Source organism: Pseudomonas sp. NPDC096925, from assembly GCF_044762545.1.
GTDB lineage: Bacteria > Pseudomonadota > Gammaproteobacteria > Pseudomonadales > Pseudomonadaceae > Aquipseudomonas.
This window is the reverse complement of sequence record NZ_JBIWEM010000002.1, coordinates 505,001-521,945: the sequence shown is the minus strand read 5'-3', so window position 1 is coordinate 521,945 and position 16,945 is coordinate 505,001. Positions and strand designations below refer to the sequence as shown.

Below are 16,945 nucleotides of genomic sequence, written 5' to 3'. Positions count from 1 at the left end.
CCTGTTCAACCCGCCAAGCCTCGACACTTGTCCGGTGCAAGTCAAGCAAAGCCAAAGAAGCGATTGAAACAGTCTGCGACAAGGGCCGCGCCCTGCTCATCGTTCAGGTGCAGGTGATGGCCACCGGGCAGCGTCACCTGCTCAAAGGGTAGCTGCTCCAGCAACCCGGTGTGGCGCACCAGCATGCCATCGGCGGCCACCACCAGGCGCGCCGGGCAGCTTACCCGGCGCACATAGGCCATGGCCTGGGCCTCGCTCAGGCGCACTGGCGAAGGCAGGGTCAGGCGGCTGTCGCTGCGCCAACTGTAACCACCAGGCACCGGCATCAGGCCTCGCTGGGCCAGCAGCTCGGCTGCCTCGCGGCTGACCGCGACCATGCCTTTCATGCGCGCCTGCACGCCCTGCTCCAGGGTCGTGTACACCGACTTGCGCTTGCCATCCAGGCGCAACTGGGCCTGCAGGGCCATGCCCAGCCGCTCACCGGGGTCCTGCTCGGCGCCAGTCGGCGGGATGACGCCGTCGATCAGGGCCAGATGGCTGACCCGCTCCGGCAACGCACCAGCCAGTTGCACCGAAATGATTGCCCCCAGCGAATGGCCCAGCAGGGCGAAACGTTGCCAACCCAGCTGCTCGGCCACCCGCAGCACGTCATGGGCGTAGTCGGCCAGGGCATAGCCGGCGCCGAGCGGCCGGTGCTCCGAGTAACCATGCCCGGCCAGGTCCAGGGCGACGATGCGCAGGCCTTTGAGCTGCGGCGCCAGGCGGGCGAAGCTGTTGGCGTTGTCCAGCCAGCCATGCAGGGCGATCACCGGCAACCCGTCCTCAGGGCCGAACAGGTGCGCCGCCAGTTCGATATGCCCCAGGCTCAGGCGAATTTCCTCGACCTGCGCGCTCATGCCTGGCTCCAGCGGTCGAACAGGCCCTTGATCAGGCTGGCGGTGTCGGTTGGCCGCTCCAGCGGGAACATGTGTCCACCCGGCACGCTGTGGAATTCGCCCTTGGGCATGCCGCGTACGGCCAAGGTGTGGTGGTGGCGAATGACGTTGCTGCGCTCGCCGCGAACCATGGCCAGTGGCACCTGCAACTGCCGCGCAGGTGCAGGGCTGGTATGCGGGATGCTGCGGTAGATGCTGATTTCCGTGGCCGGGTCGAAGCGCAACTGCAGCCCCTGCTCCTTCGCCTGCAGGCCGTGCTCTATGTAGTCATCGAGGCAGTCGGGGTCGAAATGGCGGAACAGTGACTTGCCGGCAAAATAGTCCCGGGCGCTGTCGCGGTCATTGAAGGTTTCGCGGCGCCCCAGGGTGCGGCCAGCCGGGGTGATGCGGTCGATGAAGCCGAAGCGCTTGGCGGTGCGCAGCAGCCACTGGTCGGCGCGGGTGAGCACCGGCGAGTCGAGCATCACCACGCCACGGTAGTACTCGGGGCAGCGCAAGGCGGCGTGCAGGTGCAACACCCCGCCCAGCGAATGGCCGACACCCCATACCGGCTGGTCCTGCCGGGCCAGGTGGTGCAACAGTTCGTCGACCAGGCTCTGCCAGTTGTCGTCCACCGGAAAGCGCGGATCGTGCCCGTGCTGGGCCAGATGCTGCACCTGATAGTCCGGTGCCAGGGCAGCGAACAGCTTGCCGTAGGTGGCCGAGGGGAAACCGTTGGCATGGGCGAAGAAGATCTGCTGCGACATGGCACCGGGTCCGGATCGGGGATGATGGCCCATTGTCGGTATCCCGGGGCGGTTCGGCAACGTCCGGAAAGGTCATCGGCGAGGGCTATCAGGTCAGGCTTGTGGGAGATCGCCCAGCCCTTCGGGCTGCGCTGTCGCGTAGATAACTGAGTTCGCAAGCAATCCGCGAACCCTGTGGGAGCGGCTTTAGCCGCGAAGAATCCAACACGGTGCATGGCACCGGCTGCGCCGGTGTTCGCGGCTAAAGCCGCTCCCACAGTTCAGGGCGTGGGCGGCACCTGTCGGCGCAGCGGCCCCGTAGGTTCACGCCGGCGAGTTGATCGCCCGAAGGGTCATCAACCCAGCCAACGGCCAGTCCCCGTCCAGCTCCGCCAGGCTTGCCGTGCTCATGCCCGCCGGGTGTTGCTGGTGGCCATGCTCCAGCACCCCGACCAGGGTACCCACCAGCGGCTGATGGCTGACCAGCAGCACATGCTCCAGGCCCAGGCGCTCGATCTCGCCGATGACCTGCTGCACATCCGTGTCGGGCGTCAGCCAGGGCACGGTGCGCACCGGCTCGGCGAAGCCCAGGGTGTCATGCACCAGGGCGGCCGTTTGCTGGGCACGTACGTAAGGGCTGGCGATGATCGCCTGCAACGGTTGCCCCAGCAGGCGGGCGGCGCTGTGCAGCACCTGCTCGCGGCCGTGGGCGGTCAGCCGGCGCTCGGCATCGCTGTTGGCCCGCGGCTCCGCTTCGCCGTGGCGCAGCACCCATAGTTTCACAGCTTGGGCTCCTCATCACGCACCGGGTGCGGGGCCGGGGCCACGGCGTGCGGGGCCTCGCCTTCCGGGGCACGCGGTGCCGGCCAGTCGGCGAACGGCCACGGTTTCTGGTCGCTGTGGAAGCTGCCAAAGCGGCCGATCTGCGCCAGGTACTGGCTGAGGCTGTCGCCGAAGTTCATCAGGCTGGCGCTTGGGGCGCCGTACACCAGACGGTAGATCAGTTGTACCAGTACCAGGCCACCGAGCAGCAGCTCGGCCAACTGCCAGACCACCAGGAACACCAGCATCCACAGGACCCGCAGGATGATCGACTCGCGCTGGGCGCGCTCGGGCGTATCGTTCATGTGTTGCTCCTTGCTGTTGTCAGAGCCGCTCAAGGCTCAGTTGAAACCGCTGATGGAAATGAAATCGACATCGGTCTTCGGCTCGGCACGCATCAGGTGCTCGATCACCTGGTTCAGCGTGCGGCCTTCGAACAGGATGGCATGCAGGCCCGCCACCAGCGGCATGTACACCTGCACTTCCTGCGCCTTGGCCTTGAGCACCTTGAGGGTGTTGACGCCTTCGGCCACTTCGCCCAGGCGGTTGACCGCCTGCTCCAGGCTCAGGCCCTGGCCCAGCGCGTGGCCGACCTGGTAGTTGCGGCTCTTGGGCGAGGAGCAGGTGACGATCAGGTCACCGACACCGGCCAGGCCGAGGAAGGTCATGGGGTTGGCGCCCTGGCTTACGGCAAAGCGGGTCATCTCGGCCAGGGCGCGGGTAATCAGCATGCTCTTGGTGTTCTCGCCCATGCCCAGGGCCACTGCCATACCGGCGATGATGGCATAGACGTTCTTCAGCGCCCCGCCCAGTTCGACGCCAAAGCGGTCGGCACTGGCGTAGACGCGGAAGGTACGCCCATGCAGCACGGCCTGCACCTGCTGGCAGAGTTTTTCGTCCTCGCTGGCGACCACCGTGGCGGTCAGCGCATGTTCGGCGATTTCACGGGCCAGGTTGGGGCCGGACAGCACGCCGATGCGCGCCTCGGGGGCGATTTCCTCGAGGATCTGGCTCATCAGCTTGAAGCTTTGCGCTTCGATGCCCTTGGTCAGGCTGACCAGGCCCTTGCCACGCAGCAGCTCGGCATGCGGGGCCAGCACGCTGCGCAAGGCGCTCGATGGCAGGGCGACGAAAACCAGGTCGCTGGCCTGCAGGGTGGCCAGCAGGTCGCTGACCGGCTCGACGCCGTCGTGCAGGCGGATGCCCTTGAGGTAGCGCGGATTCTCGCGATTGACGCGCATGGCCTCGGCCTGATCCGGGTCGCGCATCCATTGGCGCACCGGCACACCGTTTTCCGCCAGCAGGTTCGCCACGGCGGTGCCGAAGCTGCCGCCTCCCAGAACTGCAACAGGTTGCTGTTCAGTCATATCCAATCCGTTAAAGCCAAAAGTTAAGTGGCGACCCAGCCATTATACGGCTCGCCTGCTACAGAACCAGTGTCAGTACTGGCCTCTTCGCGGGTAAACCCGCTCCCACAGGTACAACGAAGCCTTCAGTAGCGGTGCGGTCCTTGTGGGAGCGGGTTTACCCGCGAAAGGGCCAGCACGGGTAATGCAGATCACTGGCAAATACGCCACGGTCAGTTACCATGCCTGTTTCAATCCTGATACAAGGCCGCTTTGTGTTCCCTGGCACGCCCCCGTACCCGCGCCTGCTCATACTGACCGCCCTGCTCGGTGGCCCGGCCATGGCCGATGATCTGTTCATCGACAACACGGACCTGCCGCAGGTTCTGACCGCCACGCGCCTGAAACAGTCCCCGGCCGCAGTGCCAGGCAGCATGACCGTGCTCGACAGCGAGCTGATCCGCGCCAGCGGCGCCCGTGACATCCCCGAGCTGCTGCGCCTGGTGCCGGGCATGATGGTGGGTTACAACGCCGGCAACCAACCCACGGTCAACTACCATGGCAGCAACGTCAACGACGCCCGGCGCATGCAGGTGCTGATCGATGGCCGCTCGGTATACCGCGCCGGCCTGGCCACGGTGGACTGGAGCGACATCCCCCTGGCCATGGAGGACATCGAGCGCATCGAGGTGTTCCGCGGCCCCAACACCGTCAGCTACGGCGCCAACGCGCTGATGGCGGTGGTCAACATCCTTACCCGCAACCCCGCCGACAGCCATGGCACGCGGCTGAAGATGACTCGCGGCCAGGATGGCATCAACGACTTCTACGCCAGCCACGGCTTCGGCTGGGAGGGCGGCGACATGCGCCTGTCGCTGTCCGGCCAGCAGGACGATGGCTTCGACGAAAACCAGTTCGGCCAGGACTACCGTGACAGCCGCCGGCTGACGCGCTTCACCCTCAATGCCAGCCACAACCTGACGCACGACCAGACACTGGAATGGCAACTGGCGGCGAAGGAAGGCAGCAACCAGCGGCCGTATACTTACAAGCCTGTGTTCGGTGACTACCAAGCAGGTAGCGATGCAGACGTCAATGCCAAGGACTATGCAGGGTCGATGCGCTGGACCAAGGACTTCAGTTCCGAGCACAGCCTCTATATCCAGGGGTCGGCCCAGCATTTTGACCGCCAACAGGTGTGGCGCGCTTGTGATGCCTTGCAATCGTTCAGTCCCGACTTGACCCAACTCTGGCAAATGAACCCTGACTTCGCCGAAAAAGTGGTGTATGCCCTCCGTAGCGGCGAACAAGTGTCGACAGGCGATCCAGTTCTGAATGAACTTTTGACGAAGGTGAAACAGCAATGGGCCAAGGACGGAAGACAGCAGGTCTGCGGAGACGTCGACCAGAGCACCCGCGAAACCCGCTACGACCTGGAAATCCAGGACACCCTGAGCCTGACCGACAGCCTGCGCCTGCTCAGCGGCATGAACTACCGCTATGACCGTGCCGACTCGCAGACCTACTTCAACGGCAGCATCGACGACCAGACCTGGCGCCTGTTCGGCCAGCTGGAGTGGCGCGCCGACGAGCACTGGATCCTGCAGGGCGGCGCCATGTTCGAGGACTCGCGCCTGTCCGGCAGCTCGCTGACCCCGCGGGTGGCGGTCAACTACCTGATCACCCCGCGCCATGGCCTGCGTGCAGTGTATTCCGAGGCAGTGCGCTCGCCAGACATGTTCGAGAACAACGTCAACTGGAGCTACACGGTCAAGAACCTGACCCCAACCCCTAATGCATTCAAGCTGCAAAACGGCGAGTACTTCGTCAAGACCCGCGGCCCGGGCGACCTCGACCAGGAACGCATGCGCTCGCGCGAACTGGGCTACAACGGCTACTTCAGCGACATCGACCTGAACATGGATGTGAAGCTGTTCTACGACGAGATCACCGGAATGATCAGCGAGCCCCTGAAGAACAACCAGTACATCGCCAGCAACGCCAACAAGGCCCGCTTCAGCGGCAGCGAGGCGCAACTGGACTGGCGCCCGACCCTGCGCGACCGCCTGCGCCTGACCTACGCCTATGTCGATGCCTGGGCCAGCAACCCCGACGACCGCCGCCTCAGCGCCCGTAACAGCGGCTCGGCCGGGTGGATGCGCGAATGGGGCGACGGCTGGTCCAGCGCACTGTTCTATTACGGCGACGATGCGCTCAACCAGTACCGCTACGAGCGCCTGGACCTGCGCCTGGCCAAGCGTTTCCGGGTGCATGGCAGCAACCTGGAACTGGCGGCGCTGTGGCAACAGCGCCTGGACGATGAGCCGACCACGGCAATCCAGAACCGTTTCGACAGCCGCCACCGCCTGAGCGTCAGCGCGGAGCTGGAGTTCTGATGGCCCTGCTGCTGCGCCTGTTGCTGCTGTGCCTGTGGCCATTGGGGCCGCTGTCCGCCAGCGAAATCGTGTTGGTAGGCGCGGAAGACCAGCCCGGCATTCGCAGTTTCGTCGCTGCGCTGGAAAGCCGCCGGCCCCAGGATCATGTGCATTTCCAGACCACCGCCGACCTGCCACGCCCGGGCAAGCTCAGGACTGACCTGCGCCTGATCCTGCTGGACAACGCCGCACTGGAATGGCGCCTTGGGGAAACCGCCGGCCCGCCGGCCCTGGCCATGCGGGTCAGCCGGGTACAGGCTGAACAGCGCCTGGGAAAGTCGCGTCCCGCGTTCCTCACCCTGCTGTGGAGCGACCCACCACTGGGCCGGCAGCTGCGCCTGGCGCGCTACCTGCTGCCACAGGCCCAGCGTATTGGTGTGCTGTACGGTGAGCACAGCAGCTTTTTGCTCGAAGAGTTGCGCCATGCCGCCCACCAGCTGGGCCTGGAGATCATTGCCCAGGACTGGCCCGACCCGCGCGACAGCCGTCCTCTGCAACATTTGCTGGCCAACAGTGACGTGCTGCTGGGCCTGGACGACACCAACCTGTACAACTCCAAGACCGCAAAGAACGTGCTGTTGAGCAGCTATGGCCGACAGATGGCGCTGATCGGCCCGAACGCCGGGTTCGTCCGCGCCGGCGCCCTGGCCAGCACCTTCAGCGACCAGGACGACTGGCTGGCGGTGCTCGACCAGTTGCTCGACCAGCCACCGGCACGCTGGCCGCGCAACCTCTACCCGGCACGCTTCGGCGTCAGCGGCAACCAGCAGGTTGCGCGCGCCCTGGGCCTTGAACCGATCGATCCGAACGCCGCCGCCAAGGCCCTGGCCGAAGGAGAACCCACCCCATGAGCAAGCGCCTGAGCTGGGACATCCACACCCGCACCCAGATCATCAGCCTCGGCCCTGCCCTGCTGCTGACCCTGCTGCTTATCAGCTTCTTCACCTTCGTACGCATCCAGGACCTGCGCCAGGAACTGAACCACACCGGGCAACTGATCGCCAACCAGCTGGCGCCAGCTTCGGAGTATGGGGTGATCTCGGGCAACAACGAAGTGCTCGAGGGCCTGATGCGCGCCACGCTCAGCATCCCCCACGTGCGCTTCCTCGAGGTGCAGGACAGCCGCAACCACATCCTGGTCTACGTCGAGCAGTCCGACGAAAGCGCCAACCGCGCGCAGCGCGTCGAAGTGTTCCAGGCGCCCATCCGCCTGCAGCAAATCCGCCTGGACAGCGACTTCCTGCAACAGGGCAAGGCCACCACCCCGGCCATCGGCGACGACTATCTGGGCCGGGTAATCGTCGGCATGTCCGATGACGCCTTCAGCCAGCGCCAGCAGGAAATCGTGATCAAGGCCGGCATCCTCGCGCTGTTCGCCCTGCTGTTCACCTTCCTGCTGGCGCGGCGCCTGGCCCTGAGCCTGGCCAAGCCGATCAGCGACATGGGCCATGCGGTCAAGGCCATCCAGCAGGGCGAGTACAACACCCTGTTGCCGGTGGTCGACGACAGCGAGCTGGGCCACCTGGCGCGCCACATCAACAACCTGGCCCACGCCCTGGAGCAGGCCAGCGATGAACAGAAGCAGGCCATTGCCGAGCTGATCCAGGCCCGCGAAGAGGCCGAACAGGCCAACCGCGCCAAATCGGACTTCCTGGCGATGATGAGCCACGAGCTGCGCACGCCGATGAATGGCGTGCTGGGCATGCTGCAGTTGCTGGAAACCACGCCGCTGAGCAATGAACAGGCCGAGTACACCGCAGTGGCCAGCGAGTCCACCGGGCACCTGCTCAAGGTCATCAACGACATCCTCGACTTCTCGCGCATCGAGCGCGCCGCACTGCAACTGGAACACATCGACTTCAACCTGGGTGAGCTGATCACCAGCAGCGTCCAGTCGTTCCAGCACAGCGCCCAGCAGCGCGGCCTTGCCCTGCACCTGCAGCTGCCGGCCGGTATCGAGCAGTTGCAGGTAAACGGCGACCCCACGCGCATCCGCCAGATCCTGCTGAACCTGGTCGGCAACGCGCTGAAGTTCACCGAACGCGGCCAGGTACAGGTCGAGGCACGCTGGCAGGTGCTCGATCGGCAACTGATCTGGCTGACCTGCAGCGTGCGCGACACCGGCATCGGCATCGACAGCGACCGCCTGGAAATGATGTTCGTCGCCTTCCAGCAGGCCGACAGCTCGATTTCCCGCCGCTATGGCGGCACCGGGCTGGGGCTGTCGATCGCCCGCACCCTGGCCGAACGCATGGGCGGCAAGCTGCGTGGCGAAAGCCGTGAGGGGCTTGGTTCCACGTTTACCCTGGAGATGCCTTTGGCCCTGGCCAGCCCAGCCCCGGTCTCGCTGACGCTGCCAAGCGCTGCGCCACCGGCGATGACCGACAACGATCAGGTGCTGCTGGTAGAAGACAATCCGGTCAACCAAAGTGTCATCGGGGCCATGCTGCGCAGCCTGGGACTGGCGGTAAGCACCGCCGAGGACGGCCTGGAGGCGGTCGACCGGGTCAGCCGGCAGCGTTTTGCCGCCGTGCTGATGGACTGCCGCCTGCCGCACCTGGACGGCTATGAAGCCACCCGGCGTATCCGCCAACTGCCCAACGGTGCCGGACTACCGATCATCGCCCTGACTGCCAATGCCTTGCAGGGCGACCGTGAGCGTTGCATGGCAGCCGGCATGGACGATTACCTGAGCAAACCCTTGCGCCGCACCGAACTGCAGCGGGTACTGCAGCGCTGGCTTCCCGGTCAGACAACCGCGACTGGCGATAAATGCTAAAGTGCGGCAGTCTTAAACACTGGACAGGACCTTCATCGGACCTGAAAATAGACGTTTCAGTGCACACCTGTACTTCTTTCACCAGGTGCACTGTGACTTTCACCACAACGCAATAGTCTACCTGTAGGCTGCCGCCCCGGACGCGATGCGTTTCGGGCCGGCCGGGAAGATTCATCCCCTGCCGCAGGGGGTTATTGAGGAGCTCGCATGACCAAACAACACGCCTTTACTCGGGAAGACCTGCTGCGCTGCAGTCGCGGTGAGCTGTTCGGCCCAGGTAATGCGCAACTGCCCGCGCCGAACATGCTGATGGTCGATCGCATCACCCATATCAGTGAAGAAGGCGGTAAGTACGGCAAAGGTGAATTGGTCGCCGAGCTGGATATCAATCCGGACCTGTGGTTCTTCGCCTGTCACTTCGAAGGCGACCCGGTAATGCCGGGCTGCCTGGGCCTCGACGCCATGTGGCAGCTGGTAGGCTTCTTCCTCGGCTGGCAGGGCCTGCCAGGCCGCGGTCGCGCCCTGGGGTCGGGCGAGGTGAAGTTCTTCGGCCAGGTACTGCCCGAAGCCAAGAAAGTCACTTACAACATTCACATCAAGCGCGTCCTGAAGGGCAAGCTGAACATGGCCATCGCCGATGGCTCGGTCAGCGTCGACGGCCGCGAGATCTACACTGCCGAAGGCCTGCGGGTCGGCGTGTTCACCTCCACTGACAATTTCTAAGGGTTATTCGCATGCGCCGCGTCGTTATCACTGGTCTGGGCATCGTATCGTGCCTGGGCAATGACAAAGCTACCGTCACCGAAAACCTGCGCAACAGCCGTCCGGGTATCCGTTACAACCCGGAATACAAGGAAATGGGGCTGCGTAGCCAGGTTTCCGGGTCCATCGACCTCAACCTCGAAGAACTGATCGACCGCAAGGTCTACCGCTTCGTCGGCCACGCTGCCGCCTACGCCTACCTGGCGATGCAGGACGCGATCAAGGACGCCGGCCTGACCGAAGAGCAGGTTTCCAACCCGCGTACCGGCCTGGTGGCTGGCTCCGGCGGCGCTTCGACCCTGAACCAGATGGAAGCGCTGGATACCCTGCGCGAGAAAGGTGTCAAGCGCGTCGGCCCGTACCGCGTTACCCGCACCATGGGCAGCACCGTTTCGGCGTGCCTGGCCACCCCGTTCAAGATCAAGGGCATCAACTACTCGATCTCGTCGGCCTGCGCCACTTCGGCACACTGCATCGGCACCGCCCTGGAGCAGATCCAGTGGGGCAAGCAGGACATCGTCTTCGCCGGTGGCGGTGAAGAAGAGCACTGGAGCCAGTCGTTCCTGTTCGATGCCATGGGCGCCCTGTCGACCAAGCGCAACGAAACCCCGGAACAGGCCTCGCGCGCCTACGACGCCGACCGTGATGGCTTCGTCATCGCTGGTGGCGGCGGCATGGTGGTGGTCGAGGAGCTGGAGCACGCCCTGGCCCGTGGCGCCAAGATCTACGCGGAAATCGTCGGTTACGGCGCCACTTCCGACGGCTACGACATGGTTGCCCCAAGCGGCGAAGGTGCCATCCGCTGCATGCAGCAGGCGCTGTCGACCGTCGACACCCCGATCGACTACCTGAACACCCACGGCACCTCGACCCCGGTCGGTGACGTTGCCGAGATCAAGGGCGTTCGCGCCGTGTTCGGCGACAAGGCACCGAAGATCAGCTCGACCAAGAGCCTGTCGGGCCACTCGCTGGGCGCTGCTGGCGTACACGAGGCGATCTACTGCCTGCTGATGATGGAAAACAACTTCATCGCCGGCTCCGCCAACATCGACGAGCTGGACCCGGAGGTCGCCGACCTGCCGATCCTGCGCAAGACCGAAGAAAACGCCAAGATCGACACGGTCATGAGCAACAGCTTCGGCTTCGGCGGCACCAACGCCACCCTGGTGCTCAAGCGCTGGGAAGGCAAGTAAGACGCTGCTGCGGTAGACGAAAACGCCCCGACTGGTTCGGGGCGTTTTCATTTGTATCGCCTGTGCCGGCCCTTTCGCGGGTAAACCCGCTCCCACAGGGACCGCGCTGCTCTTGAAACTGGCGCTGTACCTGTGGGAGCGGGTTTACCCGCGAAAGGGCCGGCACAGGCGAAATACTATTGCTTAGGCAACACAGCCAGAAAATTCTCCCTGGCCACTTTGTTGGCAACTTGTTCCGGCAATGCATCCAGAAACGGCCTGAACCCGTGCATCTGCTCCCCAAGGCTGTCAAACCGCCCCACCACATCCGAACCCAGCATGAAACGCTCCGGATACTTCTCGACCAGTGCCAGCCACTCCTTGCGCGGCTCCCCCTGGTCATCCAGCAGATAAGGCTCCAGCACACTCCACGACAAATCGACATACAGGTTCGGGTAGTCCTCCAGCAACCGCGTCAGCACCGGCAGCAGAAAATCCATCTGCGTCTGGTGCCGGTGTATCTCCATGCTGCTGCCGGCATGCGCCCAGATGAACCGCGTGTGCGGGTGATTGCGCAGCGGCTCTTCGATCTCCGCCAGGTACAGCGGGTTGCGCTCACGCTTGGAGGTGATGTTGGAATGCAGCAGCACCGGCAGGTCGCGCTCGGCCGCCAGGTGGTAGATACGTGTCATCGCTTCGTTGTTGGCGCGCGGCGTGTCACCGCTGGTCAGTGCCGTCAGGTCATCGTGGCGGGTGAACACCTCGCCAATGCCCTGCCAGAGCCCCGGGTACAGTTCGAGCATGCGCTCGATATGGCTGGCAGCGTTCTTGTCCACCGGGTTGAAGCCGGCCAGGAACGGATGAAAGCGCCGGCGCTGCTCGTCGGGCAATTTCTGCAGCGCCGCGGCCACGTAGGTGTCGGTGGCGCTGTACCAGTAGGCTTCGGCGTCATCCCCGGCGTAATAGCGCGGGCGCTTGGGCTCATCCTCGTGCCATTTCTTGGCCACCGGGATGCCGGAGATCATCGACTGCTCGATGCCCGCAGCATCCATGGCCTTGATCAACGCCGGCATGCCCTCGCTTTCCTGGAAAAAGTCCACATAGTGCAGGTGGGCATCACTGTAGCGGTAGTCGCGTGCCTGGGCCTGGCACATACAACCGGACAACAGCAGGCAGGCCAGCGCTCTGGCAAACATCGGCAGCTTCCTTCTTCGAGTACGAAAAGAGTAGACCGGCAGGCCAACGAGACGGTTCAGCCACAACAGGCAAACCGTTATGCTTGAAGCACTTCCACCTCGTCTGGAGCCGCACCCATGAGCAGCCCCCTGGTCATCCGCCCACGCGCCGAATCGGTCGAGGGCCAGCCGATCCTGCGCCCGCTGCCATCGGCCCAGTGCCGCAGCGTCGGCCCGTTCGTGTTTTTCGACCATATGCTCGAAACCGACTATGCCCCGGGGCATGGCATGGACATCCGCCAGCATCCGCATATCGGCCTGTCGACCCTGACCTACCTGTTCGAAGGGGCAATCCTGCACAAGGACAGCCTTGGCTCGGACCAGCGGGTGCTACCTGGTGATGTCAGCTGGATGACGGCTGGCAGCGGCGTGGCCCACGTTGAGCGCACGCCTGAAGATGCCCTGGCCCATGGTTCACGCCTGCACGGGTTGCAGGTATGGCTGGCCTCGCCGCGCGAACATGAGCAAGGCGCGCCCAGCTACAGTCATCACCCGGCGGCGAGCCTGCCGGTCAGTGACAGCCTCGGGGTGCGCATCTGCATGATTGCCGGTAGCGGGTTCTGCCTGGAATCGCCGGTGCCAGTACTCTCCCCTACCCTTTACGCGCATGTGCGGATGCAGCCGGCAACCACCTTGCTGGTGCCGAATGAGCATGCGCAGCGGGCGCTGTACCTGCTCGATGGTGAGCTGATGATGAACGATGAGGACGTGGAGCCGTGCAGCCTGGTGGTGCTACCGGAGGGCGAAGAGGTGACGCTGTACGCGGAAAGTGAGTGCCAGTTGGTGCTGATTGGTGGCGCGCCACTGGATGGGCCGCGGCGGATGAACTGGAATTTTGTCGCCAGTGATGTGGAACTGATCGAACAGGCCCGAGCCAGGTGGGCTGCGGGGGATTGGCCGGTGGTGCCGGGGGAAACTTCGAGGATCGAGCTGCCGCGCTGATTTGGGGGCCGCTCTGCGGCCCCCTGCAATGTCAGCGCTGGAACACTTCGGTCAGCAGGTTGTGCATTGAGCGGAACGCCCGCTCCGAGGTACGCCGGTCATACTGCATCTTGCCCGGCACGTTGGCGCTCGGGTCGGTAAACGAGTGCACCGCGCCGCCATAGCTCAGCAATTGCCAGTCAACCTTGGCCGCATTCATCTCCGCCTCGAACGCCGGCAACTGCTCCTTCGGCACCAGCGGATCGGAAGCGCCATGCAGCACCAGCACCGAGCCCTTGATGCGCTTGGCATCTTCAGGGTTCGGCGTGTCCAGCGTGCCATGGAACGACACCGCCGCACGCAGATCGGCACCGGTACGGGCCAACTCCAGGGCGCAGCAGCCACCAAAGCAGAAGCCAAACGTGCCCACCTTGCCCGGCTCCAGCAGCGCCTTCGACTGCCCCAACAGTTGCGCCAGGGCTTCCTGCATGCGCTTGCGCAATTCGCCCCGGTCGTTCTTCAACGGCATCATCGCCGCGCCAGCTTCGTCGGCATTGGACGGGCGCACCGATTGCCCATACAGGTCGGCAATCAGCACCACATAACCCTTCTCGGCCACTTCCTTGGCAATGCGCTCTGCCCCTTCGCCAATACCCATCCAGTTCGGTGCCATCACCAGGCCTGGGCGGCCCAGCGCCCCTGGCTCATGGACCAGACGGCTTTCGTAGGTCTTGCCGGACAGGTGATAAACCAGCGATTCGACGATTACTTTGCTCATCAAGCACTCCTTTGGCACTCGTCATGAAAAAGGCAGTCATGAAAAAGCCCGCCGAAGCGGGCTTTCCTATGCATCAACTCAAGCAGACAGCTCGACCAGCAGCTTGTTCAGGCGACGAACGTAAGCCGCCGGGTCCTTCAGGCTGTCACCGGCCGCCAGGGCCGCCTGATCGAACAGGATGTGCGACAGTTCGGCGAAGCGGTCTTCGCTCTGCTCGTTGTCCAGCTTCTCGATCAGCGGGTGGGTCGGGTTGAACTCGAAGATCGGCTTGGACTCCGGTACCTTCTGCCCGCTGGCTTCGAGGATCTGGCGCATCTGCAGGCCGAGGTCCTGCTCACCGATGGCCAGGATCGCCGGCGAGTCGGTCAGGCGGTGCGACACGCGCACTTCGGCCACGCTGTCACCCAGCGCGCCTTTCAGGCGCTCGACCAGGCCTTCCTTGTCTTTGGCGACTTCTTCCTGGGCCTTCTTGTCTTCTTCCGAATCCAGCTTGCCCAGGTCCAGGTCGCCACGGGCGACGTCGACGAAGGCCTTGCCGTCAAACTCGTTGAGGTAGCTCATCAGCCACTCGTCGATACGGTCGGTCAGCAGCAGCACTTCGATGCCTTTCTTGCGGAAGACTTCCAGGTGCGGGCTGTTCTTGACCTGCGCGTACGACTCGCCGGTGAGGTAGTAGATCTTGTCCTGACCTTCCTTGGCGCGGGCCAGGTAGTCGGCCAGCGCGACGCTCTGCTCGCCGCTGTCGTCCTGGGTGGAGGCGAAGCGCAGCAGGCCGGCGATCTTTTCCTTGTTGGCGAAGTCTTCGGCCGGGCCTTCCTTCAGCACCTGGCCGAAGTTCTTCCAGAAGCCCTTGTACTGCTCGGGCTCGTTCTTCGCCAGTTTCTCCAGCATGTCCAGCACGCGCTTGGTCAGCGCGGTCTTCATCGAATCGATGATCGGGTCTTTCTGCAGGATTTCACGCGACACGTTCAGCGACAGGTCGTTGGAATCGACCACACCCTTGATGAAGCGCAGGTACAGCGGCAGGAACGACTCGGCCTGGTCCATGATGAACACGCGCTGCACGTACAGCTTCAGGCCGCGTGGCGCTTCGCGCTGGTACAGGTCGAACGGCGCGCGGGCCGGCACGTACAGCAGCGAGTTGTATTCGAGCTTGCCTTCGACCTTGTTGTGGCTCCAGGTCAGCGGGTTTTCGAAATCATGGCCGATGTGCTTGTAGAACTCCTGGTACTCCTCGTCCTTGATCTCGGTACGCGGACGGGTCCACAGGGCGCTGGCGCGGTTGACGGTTTCCCACTCTTCGGCCGGCTGTTCTTCGCCTTCGGCGGCTGCTTGCTCCTTTGGCAGCTGGATCGGCATGGCGATGTGGTCGGAATACTTCTTGACCACGTTGCGCAGGCGCCAGCCATCGGCAAACTCCTGTTCGTCCTTCTTCAGGTGCAGAACGATGCGGGTACCGCGCTGTGGCTTGTCGATGGTGGCGACTTCGAACTCGCCTTCGCCTTTCGACGACCAGTGCACGCCTTCAGCGGCCGGCTGGCCAGCGCGGCGGCTGTACACATCGACCTTGTCGGCCACGATGAACGCAGAGTAGAAGCCCACACCGAACTGACCGATCAGGTGCGAGTCCTTCTTCTGGTCGCCGGTGAGGTTCTTCATGAAGTCGGCAGTGCCGGACTTGGCGATGGTGCCCAGGTGGGCGATGACGTCTTCGCGGCTCATGCCGATGCCGTTGTCCTCGAGGGTCACGGTACCGGCGTCCTTGTCGAAGCTCAGGCGAATCTTCAGGTCGGCGTCGCCTTCGAACAGCTCTGGCTTGGCCAGGGCCTCGAAACGCAGCTTGTCGGCGGCGTCGGAGGCGTTGGAGATCAATTCACGCAGGAAGATCTCCTTGTTCGAATACAGGGAATGGATCATGAGGTGCAGCAGCTGCTTTACCTCGGTCTGGAAGCCCAGCGTTTCTTTTTGAGTCTCCACACTCATGGTCTTCAAAACTCCGATCTGATGGCAGTTGACGCCTGGCGGCCGGTTCGGCCTGCGTTAGCGGCGGATGTCATGCAGATGGGGGCTGCCCGGATGATTTCAAGGGCTTTTCCGGTTCGATCTTGAAATGTGCGCGAGCCGTGGCAATCGGCGACTGCCTGTCACCCTGCCAGGCGGTGATGGCCACATTGGTCACCCGCCGCCCCTGGCGCCATAGCTGGCACTGGGCGTAGGTATCGCGAAAGTGCCCGGCACGCAGGTAATCGATGGAGAAGTCGATGATCTTCGGAATGCTCGCGCTCTCGCTGAAGATCAGCAGGTACAGCGCTGCCGACAGCTCCATGAAGCCCGCGATCACCCCACCGTGGATGGCCGGCAGCAGCGGGTTGCCGATGTTGTCCTGGCTGGCTGGCAGACGGAACAGCAGGTCATCGCCTTCGCGCTCGCATTCGATGCCGATCAGGCCGGCATAGGGGATCAGCGCCAGCAAAGGCCGATAGTCGCCCACCGCGTGGGCGGCGTTGAGCTGTTGGCGAACCTCGCGTGGAATCATGCCCCGCCCTCCTTCAGGCTGTTGCCGAAGCGGATGCCACCCTTGATCTCCTGGCCCAGGCGCATGAACGTGCCCACCACCTGGCAGATCGGCTGGGCGGGGTCGTCCTGGTAGGCCGTGCCACGGGTGAAGATGACATCGCGGGTGACCCGGTAGCACTGGGCGTGGCCGTAGATGTCCTTGCCGGGCTCGGCCGGGTGCATGTAGTCGATGCGCAGGTCCAGTGTCGGGCATACCTCGAAGCGCGGCAGCACGCACAGCGTGGCCATGCCGCAGGTGGTGTCCATCAGCGTGGTCAGCGCGCCGCCATGCACGGCGCCGGTCTGCGGGTTGCCGACGATGGCCGGCGACCAGGGCAGGACCAGAGTCATGCCATCGGCATTGGTTTGCGCCACGCGCATTTGCAACAACTGACAATGTTTCAGGGCCGAGAGAAAACGCTCGGCCATGGCCATCAAGGTCGATTCGCTCATAGGCTGTTTCCACGCGCACTGCCGCA

The 16,945-nt window shown here is 64.0% G+C and carries 16 protein-coding genes; 6 read left to right on the top strand and 10 right to left on the bottom strand.

Translation table 11 applies throughout. The annotated features are described in order from the left end of the window. Window positions 1–41 precede the first annotated feature (41 nt). The 5 genes from ACIQYU_RS08355 to ACIQYU_RS08335 all read right to left on the bottom strand — a co-directional run bounded on the left by ACIQYU_RS08355 (window position 42) and on the right by ACIQYU_RS08335 (window position 3,849). Complete coding sequence (locus tag ACIQYU_RS08355) at window positions 42–896, bottom strand: alpha/beta hydrolase (RefSeq protein WP_402798954.1); 855 nt, start codon at window positions 894–896, stop codon at window positions 42–44. Next, the gene (locus ACIQYU_RS08350) at window positions 893–1,681 is read right to left on the bottom strand and encodes an alpha/beta fold hydrolase (RefSeq protein WP_233686956.1); all 789 of its coding nucleotides are present in this window, start codon (window positions 1,679–1,681) and stop codon (window positions 893–895) included. The genes ACIQYU_RS08355 and ACIQYU_RS08350 overlap by 4 nt, the downstream gene beginning before the upstream one ends. A gap of 303 nt (window positions 1,682–1,984) precedes the next feature. Next, window positions 1,985–2,443 (bottom strand): phosphohistidine phosphatase SixA, encoded by a 459-nt coding sequence (gene sixA / locus ACIQYU_RS08345; protein ID WP_063912704.1) that lies wholly within the window; start codon window positions 2,441–2,443, stop codon window positions 1,985–1,987. Then, window positions 2,440–2,787 carry a DUF4389 domain-containing protein gene (locus tag ACIQYU_RS08340; RefSeq protein ID WP_027592856.1) on the bottom strand — a complete coding sequence of 116 codons (348 nt, stop codon included), beginning with the start codon at window positions 2,785–2,787 and terminating at the stop codon, window positions 2,440–2,442. The genes sixA and ACIQYU_RS08340 overlap by 4 nt, the downstream gene beginning before the upstream one ends. 36 nt (window positions 2,788–2,823) lie before the next feature. Beyond that, window positions 2,824–3,849 carry an NAD(P)H-dependent glycerol-3-phosphate dehydrogenase gene (locus tag ACIQYU_RS08335; RefSeq protein WP_063912705.1) on the bottom strand — a complete coding sequence of 342 codons (1,026 nt, stop codon included), beginning with the start codon at window positions 3,847–3,849 and terminating at the stop codon, window positions 2,824–2,826. 221 nt (window positions 3,850–4,070) lie between these two features. Here ACIQYU_RS08335 and ACIQYU_RS08330 point away from each other — a divergent pair, with 221 nt between their 5' ends. The 5 genes from ACIQYU_RS08330 (at window position 4,071) to fabB (ending at window position 10,997) form a co-directional block, all read left to right on the top strand. Next, entirely contained in the window at window positions 4,071–6,224 is a 2,154-nt protein-coding gene (locus ACIQYU_RS08330; protein ID WP_402798948.1) for a TonB-dependent receptor plug domain-containing protein, read from the top strand. After that, on the top strand, window positions 6,224–7,114 hold the full coding sequence (locus ACIQYU_RS08325) for an ABC transporter substrate-binding protein (RefSeq protein WP_207830116.1): 891 nt from the start codon (window positions 6,224–6,226) through the stop codon (window positions 7,112–7,114). The genes ACIQYU_RS08330 and ACIQYU_RS08325 overlap by 1 nt, the downstream gene beginning before the upstream one ends. Continuing rightward, on the top strand, window positions 7,111–9,042 hold the full coding sequence (locus ACIQYU_RS08320; RefSeq protein WP_207830115.1) for an ATP-binding protein: 1,932 nt from the start codon (window positions 7,111–7,113) through the stop codon (window positions 9,040–9,042). Before ACIQYU_RS08325 ends, ACIQYU_RS08320 begins: the two co-directional genes overlap by 4 nt. Window positions 9,043–9,249: 207 nt before the next feature. Then, on the top strand, window positions 9,250–9,765 hold the full coding sequence (fabA, locus tag ACIQYU_RS08315; protein WP_003251509.1) for a 3-hydroxyacyl-[acyl-carrier-protein] dehydratase FabA: 516 nt from the start codon (window positions 9,250–9,252) through the stop codon (window positions 9,763–9,765). Window positions 9,766–9,776: 11 nt separating this feature from the next. Further along, window positions 9,777–10,997, top strand: a complete 1,221-nt coding sequence (gene fabB, locus ACIQYU_RS08310; protein ID WP_013973429.1) for a beta-ketoacyl-ACP synthase I — start codon at window positions 9,777–9,779, stop codon at window positions 10,995–10,997. A 176-nt stretch (window positions 10,998–11,173) separates the two neighbouring features. Here the strand turns inward: fabB and ACIQYU_RS08305 are convergent, their stop codons facing one another. Continuing rightward, window positions 11,174–12,172, bottom strand: coding sequence for an amidohydrolase family protein (locus ACIQYU_RS08305; protein WP_207830113.1), 999 nt, complete (start codon window positions 12,170–12,172; stop codon window positions 11,174–11,176). A gap of 117 nt (window positions 12,173–12,289) precedes the next feature. Here ACIQYU_RS08305 and ACIQYU_RS08300 point away from each other — a divergent pair, with 117 nt between their 5' ends. Beyond that, window positions 12,290–13,153, top strand: coding sequence for a pirin family protein (locus ACIQYU_RS08300; RefSeq protein ID WP_207830111.1), 864 nt, complete (start codon window positions 12,290–12,292; stop codon window positions 13,151–13,153). A gap of 31 nt (window positions 13,154–13,184) precedes the next feature. On the opposite strand, the gene ACIQYU_RS08295 is transcribed toward ACIQYU_RS08300, so the two are convergent. The 4 genes from ACIQYU_RS08295 to ACIQYU_RS08280 all read right to left on the bottom strand — a co-directional run bounded on the left by ACIQYU_RS08295 (window position 13,185) and on the right by ACIQYU_RS08280 (window position 16,919). Next, on the bottom strand, window positions 13,185–13,910 hold the full coding sequence (locus ACIQYU_RS08295) for a dienelactone hydrolase family protein (protein WP_207830109.1): 726 nt from the start codon (window positions 13,908–13,910) through the stop codon (window positions 13,185–13,187). A gap of 78 nt (window positions 13,911–13,988) precedes the next feature. After that, window positions 13,989–15,893: a molecular chaperone HtpG gene (gene htpG, locus ACIQYU_RS08290; RefSeq protein WP_207830106.1), complete on the bottom strand. Its 1,905-nt coding sequence runs from the start codon at window positions 15,891–15,893 to the stop codon at window positions 13,989–13,991. Between the two features lie 70 nt (window positions 15,894–15,963). Further along, a complete protein-coding gene (locus tag ACIQYU_RS08285; RefSeq protein WP_207830103.1) occupies window positions 15,964–16,446 on the bottom strand; it encodes a PaaI family thioesterase in 483 nt (160 codons plus the stop codon). Beyond that, a complete protein-coding gene (locus tag ACIQYU_RS08280) occupies window positions 16,443–16,919 on the bottom strand; it encodes a PaaI family thioesterase (protein ID WP_063912713.1) in 477 nt (158 codons plus the stop codon). The genes ACIQYU_RS08285 and ACIQYU_RS08280 overlap by 4 nt, the downstream gene beginning before the upstream one ends. Window positions 16,920–16,945 lie beyond the last annotated feature (26 nt).